We start from the raw sequence: 21,583 nt of genomic DNA, 5'->3' as shown, positions 1-21,583 counted from the left end.
CGGTCCGGCCGGCCGGGGGTCCCGTTACCCCGGGCCCCACGCGCCCGGCCGGCCGGGCCGGTCACGGACGAGAGAGGCACCCGGAGTCACCCACTCCCCGCAGGCCCGCTCAGGGCCGGCTCCGGGTGCCTCTCCTCTCCTGGCGCGGTCGTCACCCGGGAGGCGGCACACGGGTCGGGGCCGACGCCACGCTCGCCCGCACGAGACAGGCTCAACGGATTCGTCCCTGTTGTTGTCCACACTGAGCGATGTGAACACGGCGCATTCCAAGGGTCGTGAAGAGGACGACCAGGACTCCGGCGTGCCTCCTCCCTCCGAGGTACTGCCGGGCTGGCGTACTCCCTGCCCATCGCGGCCACCATCGCCTTTCTGATGCCGGTGGTCGGGGTGTCCTACCGGCAGACAATCCGGGCCTACCCGCACGGGGACGGCTCCTACATCGTGGACGGCGACAACCTGGGGTGTTCGCGGGCGTCATCGCCCTCGTGCACCTGCGCGGTGTCATCCCCCGCAGCGGCGAGACCGTCCTGTCCCAGCACTTCACCACCAACGCCCCGGCCTCACCATCACGGTGATCCTCCCGGAGATCGTCACACAGCACCTGCGCCACCGGCTCCTGCACAGCAAGGACGCCGCCCGCCTTCGCCGCGCCCTGCGCCCACTGCCCAAGATCGTCGTCACCAGCGTTCCCTTCCACATCCCCTGAGGAAGAGCCAGGGGCCAGTTGGGGCCATGGAGCAAGTTGACTTGATTCGTTGGGCTAATCGGAGTTGGCGCGTGGCAAAATCGCCGCGACCGCAACACGGCTCACCGAAGGAGAACGCCCATGCGCCTGCATCGACGTATTGCCGCCACTGCCGTGTCGCTTGCCATGGCCTCGAGCGGCCTGGTCGCTCTCGCTGTTCCTGCCGCGTCGGCCGCCCCGGCCGGCGCCCAAAGCTGTAACGGCAAGCCCGTCACGGGCAGCGCCGGGCATGCCGGCTGGCTCTTCCAGTGCAACAGCGGGACAGGTGTCAACTGGCGGACCAAAATCGTGTGCCTCGGCGCTCCGCAGCCCTACACGCACTACGGCAACACCGTGAGCGGGAACAAGTCGGGCAGCTCGACCGCGTGGTGCGCGGTTCCCGGGCACTGGGTGGACAGAGCGGACATAGCCCCTGCGTAGGTCTCGGGCCCCGCGGAGTCCTGTCAGGGCTCCGCAGGGCATCCCCGGTGCGGAGGGTTGCCGAAAGGGCCCGGTGTGAGGCCGGCCGGTCGGCTTTGCCGCAGGTAGAACCTCGGACCGGCTGCCGCCCATGCCGAATCCGATGGTGGCCGGGAAGCACACCAGCGGGTGAGGACGTTGATCGGGAGGTCGTCCTTGCCGGCCCGGTGCGATGCGGCCGGGCCGCCAAGGACGGGCGCCCGGGGTCGGCTTCAGGCTCCGCGCACCGCCGACGCCACCGCCGCCGTCGACCCCCGCACCACCAGCTCCGGCTGGAACACGTACTCCGTGCGCTGTACGGGGCTTCCCCCGATCTCCTCCAGCAGGGCGCCCACCGCGGCTGCCGCCATCGCCTGTACGGGCTGGCGGACCGTGGTCAGCGGCGGGTCGGTGAACGCGATCAGCTGCGAGTCGTCGAAGCCGACCACGGACACGTCACGCGGCACGTCGAGGCCGCGGTCCCGGGCGGCCCGCACCGCGCCCAGCGCCATCAGGTCGCTGCCGCAGACGATCCCCGTGCACCCGCGGTCGAGCAGCGCGCCCGCCGCCACCTGGCCGCCCTCGACGCTGAACAGGGTGGAGCACACCAGGAGTTCGGCCTCGGCGCGGTCCAGGCCGAGCAATGACACCGCGGCGTCCACGAAGCCGTCCCGTTTGCGGCGGGACGGCACGTAGCGCTGCGGGCCGATCGCCAGGCCGACCCGGCGGTGGCCCAGTTCGGCGAGATGGCCCACCGCCATCCGCACGGCCGCGGTGTCGTCGGGCGAGACGAACGGGGCGCTGATCCGTTCGTTGTAGCCGTTGATCAGGACGAACGGCACACCCCGGTCGGTCAGCGCGGCATAGCGCGCCGGGTCGGCCGAGGTGTCGGCGTGCAGTCCGGAGAGGAAGACGATGCCGCCGACGCCGCGTTCGACGAGCTGCTCGACGAGTTCGTCCTCGGTGGCGCCGCCGGGCAGCTGGGTGCAGAGGACCGGCGTGTAGCCGTGACCCGCCAGGACCTGTTCGACGCACTGCGCGAACGCCGGAAAGATCGGGTTGGTGAGTTCGGGTGTCACCAGTCCTATGAGTCCGGCGCTGCGCTGCCGCAGCCGTACCGGGCGCTCGTAGCCCAGGATGTCGAGCGCCGCGAGCACCCGCTGACGCGTGGTGTCCGCGACGCCCGGCTTGCCGTTGAGCACCCGGCTGACGGTCGCCTCGCTGACCGAGGCCTGCCCGGCGATGTCGGAGAGCCTCAGCGCGCTGCCGGATCTGGGCGGAGGGACGGTCACACCGTCCACCACACCGTGGTGTCGGCCGGCAGCTCGATCTCGGCGCCGTCGGTGGTGACCGGCTCGCTGGACAGCAGGACGGTGCCGCGCACGGGGATGCGGACGGCGGCGCCCGTCGTGTTGACGGTGCAGACGAAGCCGGGGCGGGCGAGGATCAGCAGCCCCTCGGGGGCGTCCAGCCACTCCACCGCGGTGCCCGCGCCGAGTCCGGGGTGCGCCCGGCGGGCGGCGATCGCCGCCCGGTACAGCTCCAGGGTGGAGCCGGCCACGCCGGTCTGGGCCTCGATGCTGAGCTCGCCCCAGCCCGCGGGCTGCGGCAGCCAGCTGCCGCCCTCGCCGAAGCCGTAACTGCTGCCCTCGCGGGTCCACGGGATCGGCACCCGGCAGCCGTCGCGGAAGCCGTCCTGGCCCTCGGCGCGGAAGAACGACGGGTCCTGGCGGGCCTCGTCGGGCAGGTCGGTGACGTCGGGCAGGCCGAGCTCCTCGCCCTGGTAGACGTAGGCGGAGCCGGGCAGCGCCAGCATCAGCAGCGTGGCCGCACGGGCCCGGCGCAGGCCCCGCTCACGGTCGCCCGCGGTACGGATCTGGGTGCCGAGGCCGGGCGGGTTGGCGAACCGGGTGGCGTGCCGGGTGACGTCGTGGTTGGAGAGCACCCAGGTGGTGGGGGCGCCGACCGGGCGCATCGCGTTCAGCGAGGTGTCGATGACGTCACGAAGCGCCTCCGCGTCCCAGGAGGTGGCCAGGTACTGGAAGTTGAACGCCTGGTGCATCTCGTCCGGGCGCACGTAGTTGGCGGTGCGCTCGACGGTCGGGGTCCATGCCTCGGCCACCGCGATGCGGTCGCCCGGGTACTCGTCGAGGATGGTGCGCCAGCTGCGGTAGATCGCGTGCACGCCGTCCTGGTCGAAGAACGGCATGACATCGTTGCCCAGCAGCTTCAACTGGTCGTGCGTGCCCAGGTCGGGCAGGCCCTCGGCCTTGACGAGGCCGTGCGCGACGTCGACGCGGAAGCCGTCGACGCCCATGTCGAGCCAGAAGCGCAGGATCGAGCGGAACTCGTCCGCGACGGCCGGGTGTTCCCAGTTGAAGTCGGGCTGCTCGGACGCGAACAGGTGGAGGTACCAGTCGCCGGGCGTGCCGTCCGGGTCGGTGGTCCGGGTCCAGGCCGGTCCGCCGAAGATGGACTCCCAGTCGTTGGGCGGGAGTTCGCCGTCCGTGCCCTTGCCGGGGCGGAAGTGGTAGCGGTCGCGCAGGGCGGAGCCGGGGCCCTCGGCGAGCGCGCGCTTGAACCACTCGTGCTGGTCGGAGGAGTGGTTGGGCACCAGGTCGACGATGATCCGCAGGCCCAGGTCGTGCGCGTCGCGGATCAGGGTGTCGGCGTCCAGCAGGGTGCCGAACATCGGGTCGATGGCCCGGTAGTCGGCGACGTCGTAGCCGGCGTCGGCCTGCGGGGACGCGTAGAAGGGGCTGAGCCACACCGCGTCGACGCCGAGGTCCTTGAGGTACGGGAGCCGGGCGGTGACGCCTGCGAGATCGCCCATGCCGTCGCCGTTGCCGTCGGCGAAACTGCGCGGATAGACCTGGTAGATCACCGCGTCCTGCCACCAGCCGGTGCGGTGGCCCGGGGCGTCGGTGGACGTGCCGGTGGAGGGGGCAGCGAGGTGCTGGGTCATGTCGTCCCTGGGGTGTCTGGGTGGGGAGTGGCGCCGGAACCGGGTCGGGATGCCGGCGCCACCGTGACTGGTGCGTGCGGGTCGTACGGTCGTGCCGTGTGGCCGTCAGCCCTTGACGGCTCCGGCGGACATGCCGGTGACGAGGTGCTTCTGCGCGAACAGGAAGACCAGGGCCGCGGGTATCGCGATGAGCACGGACGCGGCGGTCATCGGACCCCACTGTGCCCCGTACTGGTTGACGAACAGCTGGAGTCCGCCCGCGAGCGTGAGGTTGTCCTCGCCGACCATGAAGGCGGAGGCGTACGCCACTTCGCCCCATGCGGTGATGAAGGAGTAGAACGCGGTGACGGCGAGACCGGGCTTGGCCAGCGGCAGGACGAGCCGCCAGAACGTGCCGAACGGGGTGAGCCCGTCGACCTGCCCCGACTCGTCGATCTCACGCGGGATGGTGTCGAAGAAGCCCTTCATCATCCAGGCGCAGAACGGCACCGAGATGGTGAGGTAGGTGATGACCAGGCCGGCCGGCTTGTTGAGCAGCCCCATGCCCGCCATGATGTTGTAGATCGGCACGATGAGGACGGCGACCGGGAACATCTGGGTGATCAGCAGCGTCCACATCAGGCCGCGCTTGCCGGGGAAGCGGAAGCGGCTGACGGCGTAGCCGGTGGAGGCGGAGATGATGACGCCGAGGAGCGTGGTGAGCCCCGCGACGAGCAGCGAGTTGCCGAACCAGGTCAGGAACTTCGTGTTCTGGATCAGGTTCGTGTAGTTCTCGAACGTCGTGTCCTTGAAGAAGTCCGTGGTGGTCGCGTAGGCGACGGGCTTCAGCGAGGTGAGCAGCACCCAGAGCACGGGGAAGACGGCGATCACGGACGCGACGACGAGTGTCAGGTGCAGTGCGGTGGAGGCCAGCGGTGAACGCTCGCCGCGCGTCCTGACCTTGGGCGCGGAGCGCCGCGTGGTGGGGATGGTGGTCACCAGTCGTCTCCCTGGGTGCGCAGGACTCGCCGGTACACGGCGGCGAAGATCAGCAGGAGCACGAGGATCAGTACGCCCCAGGTGGAGGACTGCGCGAAGTCGCGCGGGCTGATCTCGAAGGAGAACTTGTACGCCTGGGTGACCAGGATCTGGGTGGCGTCGCCGGGTCCGCCGCGGGTCAGCAGGAAGATCACCGGGAACATGTTGAAGGTCCAGATGGTGGAGAGCAGGATCACGGTCGTGGAGACCGGCCGCAGTCCGGGCAGCGTGATGTGGCGGAAGCGCTGCCAGGCGGTGGCGCCGTCCATCTCGGCGGCCTCGTAGTGCTCGCTGGGGATGGACTGGAGGCCGCCGAGGAGGGCGACCATCATGAACGGCACCCCGAGCCAGACGTTGACGGCGATGACCGAGAGCTTCGCCCAGGTGGGGTCGTTCAGCCACGGTATGCCGTCGATCCCGGCGCCGGACAGGATCTTGTTGAGCAGCCCGCGGTCCTCGTTGTAGAGGAAGCGCCAGGCGAAGACGGAGACGAAGCCGGGGATGGCCCAGGGCAGGATGAGCGCCATGCGGTACGCGGAGCGCCCGGCGATCCGGCGGTTCAGGATGTTGGCGAGCGCCATGCCGAGGCTGAAGGTGATGGCCACGCAGGAGACCGTCCACACCAGGGTCCAGCCGAGCGTGCCGAGGAACTGGTCGCCGGTGAGGGCGTCGGCGTAGTTGTCCAGGCCCACGAACTTGTACGTGGCGGGCAGGTGGTTGACACCGATGGACCGTTCGACGTTGCGCTCGTTGGCATCGGTCAGTGACAGGTAGATGCCGCGGACCAGCGGATACCCGATGATCACGCCGATCACGACGATGACCGGGGCGACCATGGTCCAGGCGTACCAGTGCGTCGACAGTGCCCGCCGGAACCTGCTCGGGGGCGGGGGGTTACCAGTACCGCGGCTCCGGCCGCGGGCGACGATGTCGTCGCCCGCGGCCTTCGCCACCGACTGGCTGGTGTGGACAGCCATCAGCCGGCCTGCCTTCCTGGGTTACTTCCAGCCCTTGAGGAGCTTGCGGTAGGAATCGCCGGTCGTCTTGACGGCCTTCTCCGGCGTGGTCTGTCCGGTGAGGACCTTGGTGTACTCGGTGACGAGCGGCGCGAAGAGGCTGCCGGTCTCCGGGATCCAGGGGCGCTCGACGGCGCTCTCGACGACCGGCTTGAAGAAGCCGACGATCTCGTTGTCGACGACGCTCTCCTGCGCGTAGGCGGAGGTGCGGGTCGGCAGGAGGTTGAGTTCCTTCGTGACCTGCGCCTGGGTCTTGACGGAGGTCATGTAGTCGACGAAGGCGTACGAGGCGTCGAGGTTCTTGGAACCGGCGTAGACGGCGAGGTTGTGACCGCCCTGCGGGGCACCCTGTGCGGCGGAGCCGGCCGGGACCGGGGCGACGCCCAGGTTGGCCTTGTCCTTGAACTCCTTGCCGGTGTAGGTGTCGGCGACGGCCCACGGGCCGTTGATCATCATCGCGACCTTGCCGTCCTTGAAGGACGACTGCATGTTCTCCCAGCCGTCCGTCGCGTCGGTCTTGGCGGCACCGGAGTCGACCAGGTCCTTGACGACCTTCATCGCCTTGACGCCGGCCGGGTTGTCGATGGTGACGGACTTGCCGGAGGCGTCGACCATGTCGCCGCCCTCGCCGTACAGGAAGGACAGGAACCAGTACGCGTCGTCGCCGCGCAGGTAGAAGCCGGTCTTGCCGGTCTTGGCCTTGATCTTCTTGGAGACGGCCTTCAGCTCGGCGACGGTCGTGGGGACCTCGACGCCGGCGTCCTTGAAGATCTTCTTGTTGTAGAAGATGCCCATGGAGTCGATGACCTGCGGCACCGCGTACGTCTTGTCCTTGTACTTGGTGGACGCGGCGGCCTGCTTGAGGAAGTCGTCCGCCTTCTGGAGCGCGGGGGTGCCGTCCAGCGGGGCGAGGTAGCCGAGGTCGGCGAACTCGGGCGTCCAGGCGACCTCGGAGCGGATGACGTCGGGGGCGCCGGAGCCGGCCTGCGCGGCGTTCTTGAACTTGTTCTGCGCGTCACCGAAGGGGACGTTGACGTACTTGACGTCGACCTTCGGGTGCTCCTTCTCGAAGCCCTCGGCGATCTTCTTGAAGACCTTGTCCTCACTGCCCGCGGTGGAGGTGTCCCACCACGTGACGGTGCCCGAGAGCTCGCCCGAGCTCTTGGAGGTGCCGTTGGAATCGCTCTCATCGCTGCCGCAGGCGGTCGCCGCGAGCGCCAGGGCCGCGACCAGGGCGGTGGCCGTTATGCCACGTCGCATCTGAACTCCTTCAACTGCCGTACCGCTCCGTCGCGGCGCCGGGTCGACGTGAACGTAACAAGGATGAAAGAAGGCCGAAAGAGTTTGCGGAATATTTCTGCAAGCTTCGGCGATCGTTACATTCGCGTGTCCTCACGGTTGCCGTCAAGCCTCTTGACGCGGACCCCCAAACCCTGGCAGGGGCAGGCCACCGCCCGTAATTTCGCAGTGCGACGATCTGACCGCAGCCCGCGGACCGGCCCCGCAAGACCTTGCAAGATGTTGCTGCGGCACTCCGCGGACGGAACCCTGATCGGCGCCGGTGAGCGGCCCCGCGCCCGCCCGTGTCCGATTCCTGTGCATGGTGGGCAATCCGACCCACTCCCGGTACAGTCCAGTCCCATGACCGCACGGCTTGCCGATATCGCAACTCAGGCGGGGGTCAGCGAAGCGACGGTCAGCCGTGTACTGAACGGCAAGCCCGGTGTTGCCACTGCCACCCGCGAATCCGTCCTCGCCGCGCTCGACGTCCTGGGCTACGAACGGCCCGTACGGTTGCGCAGGCGCAGCGCGGGTCTGGTCGGCCTGATCACGCCCGAGCTGGAGAACCCCATCTTCCCGGCGCTCGCCCAGGTCATCGGGCAGGCGCTGACCCGGCAGGGCTACACCCCGGTGCTGGCGACCCAGACGCCCGGCGGCTCCACCGAGGACGAGCTGACCGAAATGCTGGTCGACCGCGGCGTCTCGGGCATCATCTTCGTCTCCGGACTGCACGCCGACACCTCGGCCGACATGCAGCGCTACGAGCAACTCCGTGCCCAGGGAGTCCCCTTCGTACTGGTTAACGGTTTCTCGCCCAAGGTGCAGGCGCCGTTCATCTCACCGGACGACCGGGCCGCGATGCGGCTGGCGGTGACGCACCTGGTGTCGCTGGGCCACACCCGGATCGGGCTGGCGGTCGGCCCCAAGCGGTTCGTCCCCGTGGTCCGCAAGATCGAGGGCTTCCACGCCACGATGCGGGAGCAGTTGAACCTCACCCCGGACGAGGTGGAGGAGCTGATCCAGCACTCCCTGTACACGCTGGAGGGCGGCCAGGCGGCCGCCTCCGCGCTGATGGAACGGGGCTGTACGGCGGTGGTGTGCGCGAGCGACATGATGGCGCTCGGCGCGATCCGGGCCGCCCGCAGGCTCTCCAGGGACGTGCCGCGCGATCTGTCGGTGGTCGGTTACGACGACTCCCCGCTCATAGCGTTCACCGATCCGCCGCTGACCACGATCCGACAGCCGGTGACGGCGATGGGCCAGGCCGCCGTGCGTACGCTCCTCGAGGAGATCGGCGGCACACCCGCTCCGCACAGCGAGTTCGTCTTCATGCCCGAGCTGGTCGTGCGCGGCTCCACCGCCGCGGGTCCCGGGCCCGGCGCGGCCTCGGCCGCCCCGCCCGTCCAAGGATCCCACGCGCACCCGTAGTCCGCAGGACGTGCGACCAGCCCGCAGGACGTGCAACCCGCTCCCGGCCGGAGGATCATCAGGCGGAGGGGGCAAATCTGGCAGACTCTGTGCCTATGGGTGAATTGAGCGTGAAACCACAGGAAGGCCGCACGGAGGCCACCCCGTCACCCATCGTGAACGAGGCGGCTCCCGAGGCGAACGCGAAGCAATCCGGCGACGTGAGCCGGATGCGCAGACTGCGTGACCGCAGCCTGGCAGGACTGCGTGCACCGCGGTCCCCCAGACGGCCACGCCTCTGGTTCGAAATCCTGCTGATCGCGGTCAGTTACTGGCTGTACTCGCTGGTGCGCAACGCCGTCCCCGAGCAGAAGGAGGCGGCCCTGGCCAACGCCGACTGGATCTGGTCGGTCGAGCGGTTCCTGGGCATCGCCGTCGAGCAGTCGATCAACCACGCGGTCAACTCGGTGACATGGCTGATCGTGTCGATGAACTACTACTACGCGACACTGCACTTCATCGTCACCATCAGCGTGCTCGTGTGGCTGTTCCGCCGGCACCCCGGCCGCTACGCGGCAGCCCGGCTGGCCCTGTTCGCGACCACGGCGGCCGCGCTGGCCGGCTACTACCTGTTCCCGTTGGCCCCGCCCCGGCTGATGAACGGCAGCACGTTCATCGACACGGTCATGGTCCACCAGACCTGGGGTTCGATGGCTTCGGGCAACTTCAAGAACATGTCGAACCAGTACGCGGCGATGCCGTCGATGCACATCGGCTGGTCGCTGTGGTGCGGTCTGACCGTCTTCGCCCTGGCCTCCGCGCCCTGGGCGAAGATCCTGGGCCTGCTCTACCCGGCGGTCACCCTGATCGTGATCGTGTCGACCGCGAACCACTTCTGGCTGGACGCGGTGGGCGGCATGGCCTGTCTGGCCTTCGGCTACGCGGTGTCGTACGCCTGGTACGGAGCGCTGCCGCACCACCTGCCGAGGCAGATCCCGCCGAGAACGGCCCGCCGCCCGCGTCTGTCGGCGCTCTCGGCCCACCGGGCGAAGGCGGCGGCAGGCCGGAACTGACGCACCGGGGCAAGGGGCAGCGTGGGCGCGCCAGGCTTTCGGGGCTCCGCCCCGGACCCCACCCCCGCCGGTCGCGCCCTCACGCCCCGTAGAACCGCTCGTCCACCACCGCCCGCGCGCGCCGCGTGATCCGCCGGTAGTCGTCCAGCATGTCCCCGACGTGACCGGGCTCGTACCCCAGGTACCGCCCCACCGCCGTCAGCTCCCGCGGCCCGGACGGAAACGTGTCGCCCGGCCTCCCCCGCACCAGCATCACCGCGTTGCGGACCCGGGTGGCCAGCACCCACGCCTCGTCCAGCGTCTGCGCGTCCTCGCCGGAGATCAGCTCGGCCGCGCAGGCGGCGGCCAGCGCCTCACGGGTCCGGGTGGTCCGCAGCCCCGGCACCGTCCAGCCGTGCTGCATCTGCATCAGCTGCACCGTCCACTCGACGTCGCTCAGCCCGCCCCGGCCCAGCTTGGCGTGGAGCGTCGGGTCCGCGCCGCGCGGCAGCCGCTCGGACTCCATCCGGGCCTTCAGCCGCCGGATCTCACGGACCGCGTCCTCCCCCAGCCCCTCCACCGGGTAGCGCAGCGGATCGATCAGCTCGATGAAGTCGCGGCCCAGATCCATGTCACCCGCCATCGGCTCGGCCCGCAGCAGGGCCTGGCTCTCCCAGACCAGCGACCAGCGCCGGTAGTACGCCTCGTACGACTTCAGGGTGCGGACCAGCGGGCCACTCTTGCCCTCGGGGCGCAGATCGGCGTCGATGATCAGCGGCGGGTCCGCGGTGGGCAGCTGGAGCAGCCTGCGCATCTCGGCCACCACCCGGTTCGCGGCCCGGCTCGCCTCCTGCTCGTCGACGCCCTCGCGCGGCGCGTGGACGAACAGGACGTCCGCGTCGGAGCCGTAGCCGAGCTCGTGCCCGCCGAACCGGCCCATGCCGATCACCGCGAACCGGGTGGGGAGGATGTCGCCCCACTCCGCGCGCACGGCGGCCCGCAGCGCCCCGGCGATCGTGACGGCGTTCAGATCGGTGACCGCGCTGCCGACCCGGTCGACGAGCGCGCCCGGGTCCGGCTCCGCGGGGCTCTCCTCCGTGCCGTAGGAGCCGATGATGTCCGCGGACGTCGTCCGGAACAGTTCGCGCCGCCGCACCCCGCGCACCACGGCCACCGCCGATTCGGCGTCCTCCGCCCGCCCCACCGCGGCCAGCACCTCCTGTTCCAGGGCGTTGCGGCCGCGCGGCTTCAGCCCCTGCGGATCGCCGAGGATCGCCACCGCCTCGGGGGCGCGCAGGAGCAGGTCGGGGGCGAGCCGGCCGGCCGAGAGCACGCGGGCGAGGTTCTCCGCCGCCGCGCCCTCGTCCCGCAGGAGCCGCAGGTACCACGGGGTCTTGCCGAGCGCGTCGGACACCTTGCGGAATCCGAGCAGTCCGGCGTCCGGGTCGGCGGAGTCCGCGAACCAGCCGAGCAGCACGGGCAGCAGTGTGCGCTGGATGGCGGCCTTGCGCGAGACGCCGGACGACAGGGCCTCCAGGTGCCGCAGCGCCGCCGCCGGGTCCTCGTAGCCGAGGGCTTCGAGCCGGTGCGCGGCGGCCTTCGCGCTGAGCCGGGACTCGCCGGGGGCGAGCTGGGCGACGGCGTCGAGCAGCGGCCGGTAGAACAGCTTCTCGTGCAGCCGGCGCACCACGGAGGCGTGCCGCTTCCAGGCCTGGTTGAGCTCGGCGACGGGGTCGGTCCGCAGGCCGAGGGAGCGGCCGAGCCGCCGCAGATCCGGCTCGTCCTCCGGGACCAGGTGGGTGCGGCGGAGCCGGTAGAGCTGGATGCGGTGCTCCATGGCGCGCAGGAAGCGGTAGGCGTCGTCCAGCTGTGCGGCGTCCACCCGTCCCACGTAGCCGCCCCTGGCGAGGGCGCCCAGGGCGTCCAGGGTCGAGCCGCTGCGCAGGGTGGTGTCGTTGCGGCCGTGCACCAGCTGGAGCAGCTGCACGGCGAACTCGACGTCCCGCAGTCCGCCGGGGCCGAGCTTGATCTCGCGGTCGACCCGGTCGACGGGGATCGTGTCGATGACCCGGCGGCGCATCTTCTGCACGTCGGGGACGAAGTTCTCGCGGTCGGCGGCCTGCCAGACGAGCGGCGAGACGGCCTCGACGTACTCGGCGCCCAGCGAGGGGTCACCGGCCACCGGCCGGGCCTTGAGGAGCGCCTGGAACTCCCAGGTCTTGGCCCAGCGCTGGTAGTAGGCGAGGTGCGAGGACAGGGTGCGCACCAGGGGCCCGTTGCGGCCCTCCGGGCGGAGGTTGGCGTCGACGGGCCAGATGGTGCCCTCGACGGTCGTGTCGGAGCAGATCCGCATCAGGTGTGCGGCCAGCCGGGTGGCGGCCGGGATGGCCGCGCTCTCCTCGGCGCCGTCGGCGGGTTCCGCCACGAAGATGACGTCGACGTCGGAGACGTAGTTCAGTTCGTGGCCGCCGCACTTGCCCATCGCGATGACGGCGAGGCGGCACTGCGCGGCGTCCTGGGGCGTCGCCGCACCGGCGATGGCGAGCGCGGCCCGCAGGGTGGCCGTCGCCAGGTCGGCCAGCTCGGCGGCGGTCTCGGCGACATCCGTCGTGCCGCACACGTCCCGGGCCGCTATCGACAGCAGGCACCTGCGGTAGGCGACGCGCAGCGCGTCCGGATCGACGGCCCCGGCCAGCTCGTGCTCGAACTCGGCCACTCCGGGGTGCAGATCGGTGGCCTCGTACGTGACGAGTGCCTGCCAGTCGCGCGGGTGGCGGGCCAGGTGGTCGCCGAGCGCCTCTGACGCCCCGAGCACCCCGAGCAGCCGGTCCCGCAGCGGCTTGGCGGTGACGAGCGTGTCCAGCAGGATCTGCCGCTCGTCCGGCTCCTCCGCCTCCACGAGCCGTACGACGCCGCGCAGCGCCAGATCGGGGTCGGCGGTGGCACCGAGCGCTTCGAGCAGGACGGGGTCGGAGCGCACCGAGGACAGGTCCGGCAGGTCGAGCAGCCGCTCGGCGGCGGACGGGTCGGTGAATCCGTGCCGCAGCAATCGGGTGAACGTACTGCTCCTGCGCCCCGGCAACGTCGTCATTCCGTGCTCTCTCCTGCTCGCCGCCCGATCACGTTCCAGCTGTACGAGCCTAGTCCCGCACCGATGAATACGGAGCGGCCGCACAGTCTGTACTTGACGGGTGCGATCTCTTTCCGCGCCCGAGCAGCGCCCGATGCAGCGCCCGATGCAGCACCTGACCGGAAGGCCCGACCATGACCGCAGCCGAACCCCGCACCGAGCTGGACCCTCGCTTCAGCAGCCCCGGCGCGGAGCCCGCCCGCTGGGCCGACGCGCAAGAACTGCTGTCCGGTGCCGAGCTGTACTGGCTGACGACGGTGCGCCCGGACGGCCGCCCGCACGTCACCCCGCTGATCGGGGTCTGGTGGCGTGGCGCGCTCCACTTCTGCACCGGCGCCGAGGAGCGCAAGGCCCGCAACCTCGCGGCGAACCCCGAAGTCGTCCTCACCACCGGCACCAGCACCTGGGCGGAGGGCTTCGACCTGGTGGTGGAGGGCCGGGCGGACCGGGTGACGGACGAGGGCCTGCTGACCGCTCTCGCCGGGGCCTGGGAGGCGAAGTACGGAGCGGTCTGGCACTTCGACGTCGCCGACGGCGTGTTCGTGGGTGCCCAGGGCAACCGGGCCGAGGTCTTCGCCGTGTCCCCGCGCACGGTCTTCGGCTTCGGGAAGGGCGACCCGTTCACCCAGACCCGCTGGCGCTTCGCCTGAGAGTCCGCCGGACCGGCCGCCCCTGCTCGGCTCGCGCCCGCCTCCTCCTCAGTGGGCGGCGGGCATGGTCCCGATCACGACCGTGGCGTACAGCTCGTCGGAGGAGACCACCCGCGGGATCAGGCCGCTGCCGCCCACGGTCTCCTCGGCACGGGCCGCCTGCCGTTCGCTGGTCTCGACCAGCAGGCTGCCCCCCGGTGCCAGCCATCGCGGCGCCTCCGCGGCCACCCGCCGCATGACGTCGAGACCGTCGCCGCCGCCGTCGAGCGCCACCCGCGGCTCGTGCACGCGCGCCTCGGCGGGGAGCAGCGCGACATCGCCGGTCGGTACGTACGGCACGTTGGCGAGCAGTACGTCCACGCGCCCGCGCAGTGAGTCGGGCAGCGGTGCGAAGAGGTCGCCCTCGTAGACCCGGCCCAGCTCACCGATATTGCGCCGGGCGCAGCGCACCGCGGCGGCTTCGACGTCGGAGGCGTGGAGTTCGACCCCGTCCAGGGCTGCGGCGAGCGCGGCGCCGAGCGCGCCCGTTCCGCAGCAGAGGTCGACCACGACGGCCGGTCTCGGAGCCAGTTCCACGGCTTGCCGGATCAGGAACTCGGTGCGGCGGCGGGGGACGAAGACCCCGGGGTCCACGGCGATCCGCAGTCCGCTGAACTCGGCCCAGCCCAGGACGTGTTCCAGGGGGAGACCGGAGACGCGGCGTTCCACCATGGCGGTGAGCGCGACGGGGTCGGTGGCGGTGGAGGCGATCAGGTCCGCCTCGTCCTCGGCGAATACGCAGCCTGCGGTGCGGAGTGTGGTGACGAGGGTGGAGAGGGCAAGCGGTGACAGCGGGACCGGCATGAAGCGGAGCCTTTCGGGAAAACGCCGATGGGTGCTCCGCGGTCGGTTATGTCCGGTCGGCCACGCGTTGACGAGGGGTGAGCACCCAGCCTGATACAGCGGTAATGGGTCCCACCTCCTTCGTTCGTCCCCGTGCGGGGAAAACCTCGTTGTGTCCCGGTACGGGGACACATTCTCGTGTCACGTCCCCGTGCGGGAACGCCTTCTTGGGTCACGTCCCCGTGCGGGGAAGCGTCACCCTACCCCAGCGGGGCCCGGACCGTTCCGGACCTCGGGGCGTCAGCGCTTCCGGGGCCGCCAGTCGTTGCCGCCGTCGACGAAGCGGTTGTGGACGGCGATCGAGGTGTTGGCGGCCCTGATGTGCCGCGCCTCCGCGCTGTGTTGCCGCTCGATCTGCTGGCCGTCGAAGTTGTCCGTCGGGCGGCGCCGTTCCTTGAGCGTCAGCTTCACGATCAGGAAGACGACCACGCCCAGCAGCACGCCGAGCAACACGAAGATCTCAGCCATGGCTCCCCCGTCCACTGCGGCCTCTGGTGCCATTGTCAGTGATCAGACAGGTCCAGTCCACCGGAACCACGGGCTCCGGGGCGGACCCCTCTCCCGGAGCCCGCCCCGCCCGCACCAGATGTCCGCGCCGGCTAAAGGTCCACGCTGTCGCGCAGCTTGGTCGGGGTGAGGAACAGGGCGGCGATCACGCCGACGACCGAGATGGCCGCCGAGATCAGGAAGATGTGCCCCGTCGCGTCGCCGTACGCGGCCCGCACGACCTCGCGGATCTCCGGCGGCATGGCCGCCACGTTCAGCGTGGAGCCGCCGGAGGACGAGGCCGCCGGGTCGACACCGAGCTTCGTCAGGCCGGACGCGATCTTCGTGGCGACCTGGTTGGCGAGGACGGCGCCGAGGACCGAGACGCCGATGGTGCCGCCGAGCGAGCGGAAGAAGGTGATCGCGCCGCTGGCCGCGCCGAGTTCACTGAGCGGGACGGTGTTCTGGAGGACGAGAACGAGGTTCTGCATCGACATGCCGACGCCGATTCCGACCGCGAGCATGCCGATCGAGACGAGGACGAGCGGTGTCTCGTGGTCGATGGTGGACAGCCCGAGGAAGCCGAGGGTGAGGACGACGACGCCGGTGATGATGTACGGCTTCACCTTGCCGGTCTTCGACACCATCCGGCCGGCCACGGTCGAGGAGACCAGCACGCCGAACATCAGCGGAATGGTGAGCAGTCCGGCCTCGGTCGGCGAGTAGCCGCGTCCGATCTGGAAGTACTGGCCGAGGAAGACCGCCCCGCCGAACATCGCCATACCGACCGCGAGGCTCGCGACGATGGCGAGGGCGGGGTCCCGGCGGCGTACGACGTGGAGCGGCACGACGGGCTCCTTGACCCTCGCCTCCACGGCCACGGCACCGCCGAGGATCACCGCGCTCGCACCGACCATGGCGGCCGTCTGCCAGGACAGCCAGTCGAAGTCGTTGCCGACGAAGGTGACCCAGAGAAGCAGCACGCTGACGCCGACGGCGATGAGCGAGGCGCCCAGGTAGTCGACCTTGGTGTCGGGGCGCCGGATCTCGGTGAGGTGCAGGGTGCGGGTGAGCATCACGAAGGCGATCAGCGTGAACGGTACGGCGATGAAGAAGCACCAACGCCAGCCGAGCCACGAGGTGTCGGTGATGAAGCCGCCCAGCAGCGGGCCGCCGACCGTGGCGACGGCCATGACGCCGCCGAGGTAACCGTTGTAGCGGCCGCGCTCCTTGGGGCTGATCATCGCCGCGATGATGACCTGCACGAGCACCTGGAGCGCGCCCATGCCGAGGCCCTGGAGGGCGCGGAAGGCGATCAACTGCTCGGTGGACTGGGCGAATCCGCAGGCGATCGACGCGACGACGAAGATGCCGATGGATATCTGGAGCAGCAGCTTCTTGCTGAAGAGGTCGGCGAGCTTGCCCCAGATCGGGGTGGAGGCCGTGGAGGCCAGCAGCATCGCGGTGACGACCCAGGTGTACTGCGACTGCGTTCCGTTGAGGGAGCCGATGATCTGCGGGAGCGCGACGGAGACCACCGTGCTGCTGGTCATCGCCACGAACAGCACGATGAGCAGACCGCTCAGCGCGCGCAGGATGTGGCGGTGGTCCATGGGCGCGACGTCGGTCGGCGCGGCCGTTCGAGCGCTCACGCTCAGCCTCCAGGAGGTATGCGAACAGGGCTACGGAGAAGACAGGAGCTCACCGTACATGCCCGTTGGGCAATTTTGCCCACTGCGCAACAATAACCGACGGGTAGATAATGGCCCCCATGGAGCGCTCTGTGGGACTGCGGGAACGCAAGAAGGAAGCCACCCGGCAGGCAGTGCACGAAGCGGCACTGCGGCTGACCGTCGAGCACGGCTTCGACCAGGTCACGGTGGAGGCCGTCGCGGACGCGGCCGGGATCTCCCGCAGAACGTTCTCCAACTACTTCACCGGCAAGGAGGACGCCCTCCTGTACGGCGAGGAGCAGCAGATAGGAGAACTCGTCCGCGCGGTACGCGAACGTCCCGCGGAGGAGAGCCCCTGGACCGCGCTGCGGGCGGCGGTGCCCCAGTTCACCGATCGGCTGGCACCCCCGGAACGCGAATGGGCCGTCCGCACCCGCCTGGCCATGCGCCACCCCTCCCTGCTCGCCCGCCAGCTCGCCAATCACGCGGCCCTGGAACGCGACCTGGCCGAAGCGGTGGCCGCCCGCCGGGGCCACTCGACGTGCCCCGTCCGCCCCCTGGTCCTCGCGGCGGCGTTCCTCTCGTCGATCCGGATCGCGATGCGGATGTGGATCGAGGAGGACCTGGTCCGGGAGCCGGCCGAGGTGATCGACGAGATCCTCGACGAGATGGGGCGGAGCTTCGCCTGAATCCTTGGTGGCGGGGGCGCGGGGGAACACGGAAAAGGGCCGGCGGTCATGGTGACCGTCGGCCCTCACGCGTAGGCCCCAGCCCCGCGAACCGGCTCAGCGCCCCCGTTCACCGATCAGCGGACAATGGGTCCCCGTGTAGATCGTGGGCATGCAGCGGTTGCAGTGGATGCACTCCGAGCGGGTGGCGGTGTCGCGCTCGATGCGGTGCAGCAGGTCGGGTTCGCGGAGCAGGGCGCGGGCCATGGCGACGAAGTCGAAGCCCTCCGCCATGGCGCGGTCCATGCCCTGGCGGTCGGTGACGCCGCCCAGGAGGATCAGCGGCAGCCGCAGCGCGGCGCGGAACTGCCGGGCGGCGTCCAGCAGGTAGAGCGGCTGGTACGGGTAGGTGCGGAAGAAGGTGCGGCCGAGTGCCCGGATCGCCAGGCGTTGCGGGAGCGGGAAGTTGGCCGCGAACTCGGTGATGGGGGCGTCGCCCCGGAAGAGGTACATCGGGTTCAGCAGGGAGCTGCCCGCCGTCAGTTCGAGGGCGTCCACCGAGCCGTCCTCCTCCAGCCAGCGTGCGACCTGGAGGCTGTCGTCCAGGGTGAGCCCGCCGGGCGCACCGTCCTTCATGTTCAGTTTGGCGGTGATGGCGATGCGGTCGCCCAGCGCGTCGCGTACCGCCCGGGTGATGCCCAGCGCCACGCCGGCGCGGGCGCGCAGGGAGCCGCCGAAGGCGTCGGTGCGGCGGTTCAGTCGGGGGCTGAGGAAGGCGCTGGCCAGGTAGTTGTGGCCGAGGTGGATCTCCACGGCGTCGAAGCCGGCCTCGGCCGCCAGTAACGCCGCCTCGGCGTGGGCCTCGACGACGCGGGCGATGTCGTCGGCGGTGGCCGCCCTGTTGCGGCGCATGCTGAGCGGGTTGAAGCCGGCCATCGGGGCGAGGGCGGGCAGTCCGTTGGACCGGCCGTCCGCCACCGGTCCGGCGTGGCCCAGCTGGGCGCAGACCGCGGCCCCGGTGCCGTGCACCGCCTCCGTCAGCCCGCGCAGCCCCGGCAGCGCCTCAGGTCGCATCCACAGCTGGCGGCGCTCGGTGCGGCCCTCCGGGGACACCGCGCAGTAGGCGACGGTGGTCATGGCGACCCCGCCCGCCGCGGGGCGCAGGTGGTAGTCGATGAGCGCCTGGGTGACCAGCGCCTCAGGGGTGGCGCCCTCGAAGGTCGCGGCCTTGATCACCCGGTTACGCAGCCTCAGCGGCCCCAGCCGGGCCGGCGCCAGCACATCCGGCGCGCCGTGGGACGTGCCCTTCGTTGCTCCCGATTCGTCCGGCATGGCGCGCACTATCGCAGAGAACTGACGAATAGTCAGTAGTTGCGCGGTTGCGGATCCTGCCCGTGCCCACAGGTGGTCACCGATGGCTCCGGGACGGCTGTGGACGTCAGTCGGATCGCGGCACGATGCTCAGCGCACGGTAGTCGTACCCGTCCTGTTTGAAGCCGGGCGCTTCCCAGACGAGATCCACCCGCTGTCCGGGCATCAGGTTGCGGAAACCGCGCTTCTGTATGTCGGAGTAGTGGCCGAAGCAGCCGCCGGGGGTCTCGGGGGAATCGAGCACGCCCCACCCTTCCTCGTCGCGCCACTCCCGAACCGTCGCGATCACCATGGGCCGGATCATATGGGCAGCGCCCGCGCAGGCCCGGTTGCGGGGTACCCCACAACCGGGCCTCGGCAGCCACAACGATCAGTTGTGCGTACCTAGACTGAACCGGTGGACACCGAGGCATTGCGCACGTTCGTCCGGGCCGCCGAGCTGGGACGGCTGCAGCACGCCGCCGACGAGCTGGGCGTGACACAGCAGGCGGTCTCCAAGCGGATCGCCGCCCTGGAGCGCGAGCTGGAGATCCGCCTGTTCACCCGCACCCCCAGAGGGGTGGAGCTGACGCTCGACGGTCAGGCGTTCCTCCCCCACGCACGGAGCGTCGTGGCGGGTGTCGAGCGCGCCGTCAGCGCCGTCAGACCGGGCTCCCGGGCCCTTCGGATCGACGTCCTCGGCCTGCGGAGCGCACAGGCCGTCGCGCTGCACGACTACTGGCGGTCGCGTCCCGGAACGGAGCTGGACGTGGTGACCCTCCGGGTCAACGACCCGCGCGTGGCGGTCGCCGCCGTCGAGGCGGGCGATATCGACGCCTCGTTCCGGACCGTCACCGATCCGGCCGTCCTGCCGCCCGACGTAAGGATGATCCACGCGTTCGACTCGCCCCTGGAACTCCTCGTCGGCCCGAGACATCCGCTCGCCTCAGCGCACGAACTGACGCCACCGCAGTTGCGCGAGCACCGGATCTGGGTGCCGGGCATCGCGCCCCGGAGCGAGTGGTCGGAGTTCTACGACCAGCTCGCCACCGACTTCGACCTGCGCATCGACGCGGCGGGCCCGCACTTCGGGGACGAAGTACTCCTGGACACCCTCGCGGAGTCCGCGGAGGTGGCCACCTTCGTGGGGGCGCGCGACCGGTACATCTGGCCGGCAAACCACGACCTGCGTCGCATCCCCGTGGTGAATCCGGCCCTCGCCTACCCGCTCTCGCTCATCCTCCCCGCGACGAATCCGCATCCGGGACTTCGCGGAATCATCACCCACCTCCACAGCCTGCCGGGGCTCCCCGGGCCGGTCTGGCGCCCGGCCTGGGCAACGACGCCACAGAGGTGAACCGGCCGGGCGCCAGACCGGACCGGGAAGCTCTGCCCAGCCACCGGCACACCAGCACACCGGACAAAGACGAAGGACCGTGACGTGACCAGCGACCGTTTCATGCGCATCCACAGCCCCGAGTTCCAGGCCATGTCCGAGCGGGTTCTGCGGGTCACCCAGCTCACCTCTCGCCTGAACGTCCTGCCCTTCGAGGACGAGGCAGGAAAGGCGGAACTGTTCGAACAGATCCTCGCCAGGCCGCTGCCGCCGAAAGTGACGATCCATCCGCCGTTCTACACGGACCACGGCCTTCAACTGGACCTCGCGGAGCGCGTGTTCATCAACCAGAACTGCACGTTCCTGGACTACGCCGGCATCCGGCTCGGCGAGCGGGTGATGGTCGGACCCAACGTCATGTTCCTCACCCTCGGCCACCCGGTCGATCCCGGGGAGCGACGGGAATGGCTGACCGGCGCGCCCATCGACGTGGCGGAGAACGTGTGGATCGGCGCCGGCGCCAAGATCCTGCCGGGCGTCAGCATCGGCCGCGACGCGGTCATCGCGGCCGGCTCGGTCGTGGCCGACGACGTTCCGCCGGCCAGCCTGGTGACCGGCGGCAAGGCGACCGTGCGACGGCGGTGGTGACCACCGCTCGGGGCGGCTCCGGGGGCTGAGCGGCTGACCTGCGGGATGCCGACTTCGGCGGCTGCTGGCCGTGGCCTCCGCCAGCAACCGCTGTTCCCCGTGAGTCCCCGCCCGATCCGGCACGGTTGCGGCACGGGGAACCTCTGATCCGTGGCTCAAGCGGGATCGGTCAGCGCCGGCGAGGCAACCCGCGGTAGATCACCCAGAGGCTGACCAGGACGAGCACCGTTCCGCCGATCGGCCAGCCCACGGACCCTCCATCGCGATAGTCCCTGATGCCGATCGCAAGAAGGAGAGCGGACAGGGGCAGCCCTGCCCAGTCGAGGGCCCTGTTCAATCTCGCGGGAATCGAAGTCTCGTGCACGGCTTGATCCTTACAGGCGCTTGCCTCCTCCACCAGACGCGGTGCGCCTCAGGCGCGGTCCGATGGCGAGGAGCGCAGGACTTGAACGTGTGGCCTCATCCTTGCCAGTGCGATGGCTGGACACGCACGACATCCGCGAACCTCCGCCGTTCCCTGGCTGTCGAGCCGACGTCGTTCGCCGTTGGCCGGTGCGGTTCGTGCTCGTTGGTGTCAGCCGCTGATGTCAGGAAGCTGGGCAGCCTTGACAGGACTTCCCGCGGCCGGGAGCCCTGCAGCTTGTCGTCACCTTCCGGAATCAGACGGACCGAGCCGTCTTCGAGGTTGATGCCACTCGCCATGGACAAGGTGTACTTGGGCCGTCCGTCCGAGCCTGACGGCCCCTAGGGCGTGTGTGAGGTCGTGATCAATATCTGTGTTCCGCTGCTGGCTTGGGGTGGTTCGCGGTAGAACGCTGGTGTGACGCGGCGACAGCTCA

Annotated in this window: 20 protein-coding genes; 8 read left to right on the top strand and 12 right to left on the bottom strand. The window is 70.3% G+C overall.

Annotation, left to right across the window (positions count from 1 at the left end):
* Positions 1-571: 571 nt before the first annotated feature.
* Positions 572-706 (top strand): hypothetical protein, encoded by a 135-nt coding sequence (locus ACIQM0_RS06995; protein WP_401284216.1) that lies wholly within the window; start codon positions 572-574, stop codon positions 704-706.
* A 120-nt stretch (positions 707-826) separates the two neighbouring features.
* The gene (locus tag ACIQM0_RS06990) at positions 827-1,165 is read left to right on the top strand and encodes a hypothetical protein (protein ID WP_363029359.1); all 339 of its coding nucleotides are present in this window, start codon (positions 827-829) and stop codon (positions 1,163-1,165) included.
* Positions 1,166-1,416: 251 nt separating this feature from the next.
* Here ACIQM0_RS06990 and ACIQM0_RS06985 read toward each other — a convergent pair whose 3' ends face one another.
* The 5 genes from ACIQM0_RS06985 to ACIQM0_RS06965 form a co-directional block, all read right to left on the bottom strand.
* On the bottom strand, positions 1,417-2,487 hold the full coding sequence (locus tag ACIQM0_RS06985; RefSeq protein WP_401284215.1) for a LacI family DNA-binding transcriptional regulator: 1,071 nt from the start codon (positions 2,485-2,487) through the stop codon (positions 1,417-1,419).
* The gene (locus ACIQM0_RS06980; RefSeq protein ID WP_401284213.1) at positions 2,472-4,148 is read right to left on the bottom strand and encodes a glycoside hydrolase family 13 protein; all 1,677 of its coding nucleotides are present in this window, start codon (positions 4,146-4,148) and stop codon (positions 2,472-2,474) included. The genes ACIQM0_RS06985 and ACIQM0_RS06980 overlap by 16 nt, the downstream gene beginning before the upstream one ends.
* Before the next feature lie 105 nt (positions 4,149-4,253).
* Entirely contained in the window at positions 4,254-5,129 is an 876-nt protein-coding gene (locus ACIQM0_RS06975) for a carbohydrate ABC transporter permease (protein WP_363029484.1), read from the bottom strand.
* Positions 5,123-6,142, bottom strand: a complete 1,020-nt coding sequence (locus tag ACIQM0_RS06970; protein WP_401284210.1) for a carbohydrate ABC transporter permease — start codon at positions 6,140-6,142, stop codon at positions 5,123-5,125. The genes ACIQM0_RS06975 and ACIQM0_RS06970 overlap by 7 nt, the downstream gene beginning before the upstream one ends.
* Positions 6,143-6,163: 21 nt before the next feature.
* Positions 6,164-7,441, bottom strand: coding sequence for an extracellular solute-binding protein (locus ACIQM0_RS06965; RefSeq protein ID WP_401284208.1), 1,278 nt, complete (start codon positions 7,439-7,441; stop codon positions 6,164-6,166).
* Positions 7,442-7,822: 381 nt separating this feature from the next.
* On the opposite strand from ACIQM0_RS06965, the gene ACIQM0_RS06960 reads away from it, so the two are divergent.
* Both ACIQM0_RS06960 and ACIQM0_RS06955 read left to right on the top strand, forming a co-directional pair.
* A complete protein-coding gene (locus ACIQM0_RS06960; protein WP_401284206.1) occupies positions 7,823-8,890 on the top strand; it encodes a LacI family DNA-binding transcriptional regulator in 1,068 nt (355 codons plus the stop codon).
* 155 nt (positions 8,891-9,045) lie between these two features.
* Positions 9,046-9,942, top strand: coding sequence for a phosphatase PAP2 family protein (locus ACIQM0_RS06955; RefSeq protein WP_401285059.1), 897 nt, complete (start codon positions 9,046-9,048; stop codon positions 9,940-9,942).
* Positions 9,943-10,021: 79 nt separating this feature from the next.
* Here the strand turns inward: ACIQM0_RS06955 and ACIQM0_RS06950 are convergent, their stop codons facing one another.
* Positions 10,022-13,012, bottom strand: coding sequence for a bifunctional [glutamine synthetase] adenylyltransferase/[glutamine synthetase]-adenylyl-L-tyrosine phosphorylase (locus ACIQM0_RS06950; RefSeq protein WP_401284204.1), 2,991 nt, complete (start codon positions 13,010-13,012; stop codon positions 10,022-10,024).
* Between the two features lie 173 nt (positions 13,013-13,185).
* On the opposite strand from ACIQM0_RS06950, the gene ACIQM0_RS06945 reads away from it, so the two are divergent.
* On the top strand, positions 13,186-13,701 hold the full coding sequence (locus ACIQM0_RS06945) for a pyridoxamine 5'-phosphate oxidase family protein (RefSeq protein WP_401284202.1): 516 nt from the start codon (positions 13,186-13,188) through the stop codon (positions 13,699-13,701).
* A 48-nt stretch (positions 13,702-13,749) separates the two neighbouring features.
* On the opposite strand, the gene ACIQM0_RS06940 is transcribed toward ACIQM0_RS06945, so the two are convergent.
* The 3 genes from ACIQM0_RS06940 to ACIQM0_RS06930 form a co-directional block, all read right to left on the bottom strand.
* The gene (locus ACIQM0_RS06940) at positions 13,750-14,544 is read right to left on the bottom strand and encodes a putative protein N(5)-glutamine methyltransferase (RefSeq protein ID WP_401284200.1); all 795 of its coding nucleotides are present in this window, start codon (positions 14,542-14,544) and stop codon (positions 13,750-13,752) included.
* Positions 14,545-14,823: 279 nt separating this feature from the next.
* The gene (locus tag ACIQM0_RS06935) at positions 14,824-15,051 is read right to left on the bottom strand and encodes a hypothetical protein (RefSeq protein WP_401284198.1); all 228 of its coding nucleotides are present in this window, start codon (positions 15,049-15,051) and stop codon (positions 14,824-14,826) included.
* A 131-nt stretch (positions 15,052-15,182) separates the two neighbouring features.
* Positions 15,183-16,682, bottom strand: a complete 1,500-nt coding sequence (locus ACIQM0_RS06930) for an MDR family MFS transporter (protein WP_363029216.1) — start codon at positions 16,680-16,682, stop codon at positions 15,183-15,185.
* 158 nt (positions 16,683-16,840) lie between these two features.
* On the opposite strand from ACIQM0_RS06930, the gene ACIQM0_RS06925 reads away from it, so the two are divergent.
* Positions 16,841-17,431: a TetR family transcriptional regulator gene (locus ACIQM0_RS06925; protein ID WP_401284196.1), complete on the top strand. Its 591-nt coding sequence runs from the start codon at positions 16,841-16,843 to the stop codon at positions 17,429-17,431.
* 96 nt (positions 17,432-17,527) lie between these two features.
* On the opposite strand, the gene ACIQM0_RS06920 is transcribed toward ACIQM0_RS06925, so the two are convergent.
* Positions 17,528-18,742, bottom strand: a complete 1,215-nt coding sequence (locus tag ACIQM0_RS06920) for an NADH:flavin oxidoreductase (RefSeq protein ID WP_401284194.1) — start codon at positions 18,740-18,742, stop codon at positions 17,528-17,530.
* Positions 18,743-18,848: 106 nt separating this feature from the next.
* A complete protein-coding gene (locus ACIQM0_RS06915; protein WP_401284193.1) occupies positions 18,849-19,073 on the bottom strand; it encodes a cold-shock protein in 225 nt (74 codons plus the stop codon).
* A 105-nt stretch (positions 19,074-19,178) separates the two neighbouring features.
* On the opposite strand from ACIQM0_RS06915, the gene ACIQM0_RS06910 reads away from it, so the two are divergent.
* Complete coding sequence (locus ACIQM0_RS06910; protein WP_401284191.1) at positions 19,179-20,117, top strand: LysR family transcriptional regulator; 939 nt, start codon at positions 19,179-19,181, stop codon at positions 20,115-20,117.
* A gap of 84 nt (positions 20,118-20,201) precedes the next feature.
* Complete coding sequence (locus tag ACIQM0_RS06905) at positions 20,202-20,744, top strand: sugar O-acetyltransferase (RefSeq protein WP_401284190.1); 543 nt, start codon at positions 20,202-20,204, stop codon at positions 20,742-20,744.
* Between the two features lie 459 nt (positions 20,745-21,203).
* Here ACIQM0_RS06905 and ACIQM0_RS06900 read toward each other — a convergent pair whose 3' ends face one another.
* Positions 21,204-21,446, bottom strand: coding sequence for a hypothetical protein (locus tag ACIQM0_RS06900; protein ID WP_401284188.1), 243 nt, complete (start codon positions 21,444-21,446; stop codon positions 21,204-21,206).
* Positions 21,447-21,583 lie beyond the last annotated feature (137 nt).

The organism is Streptomyces sp. NPDC091387 (assembly GCF_044756945.1).
GTDB lineage: Bacteria > Actinomycetota > Actinomycetes > Streptomycetales > Streptomycetaceae > Streptomyces.
The sequence above is the reverse complement of the archived record's forward strand: the minus strand, read 5'-3'. Positions and strand labels throughout refer to the sequence as shown.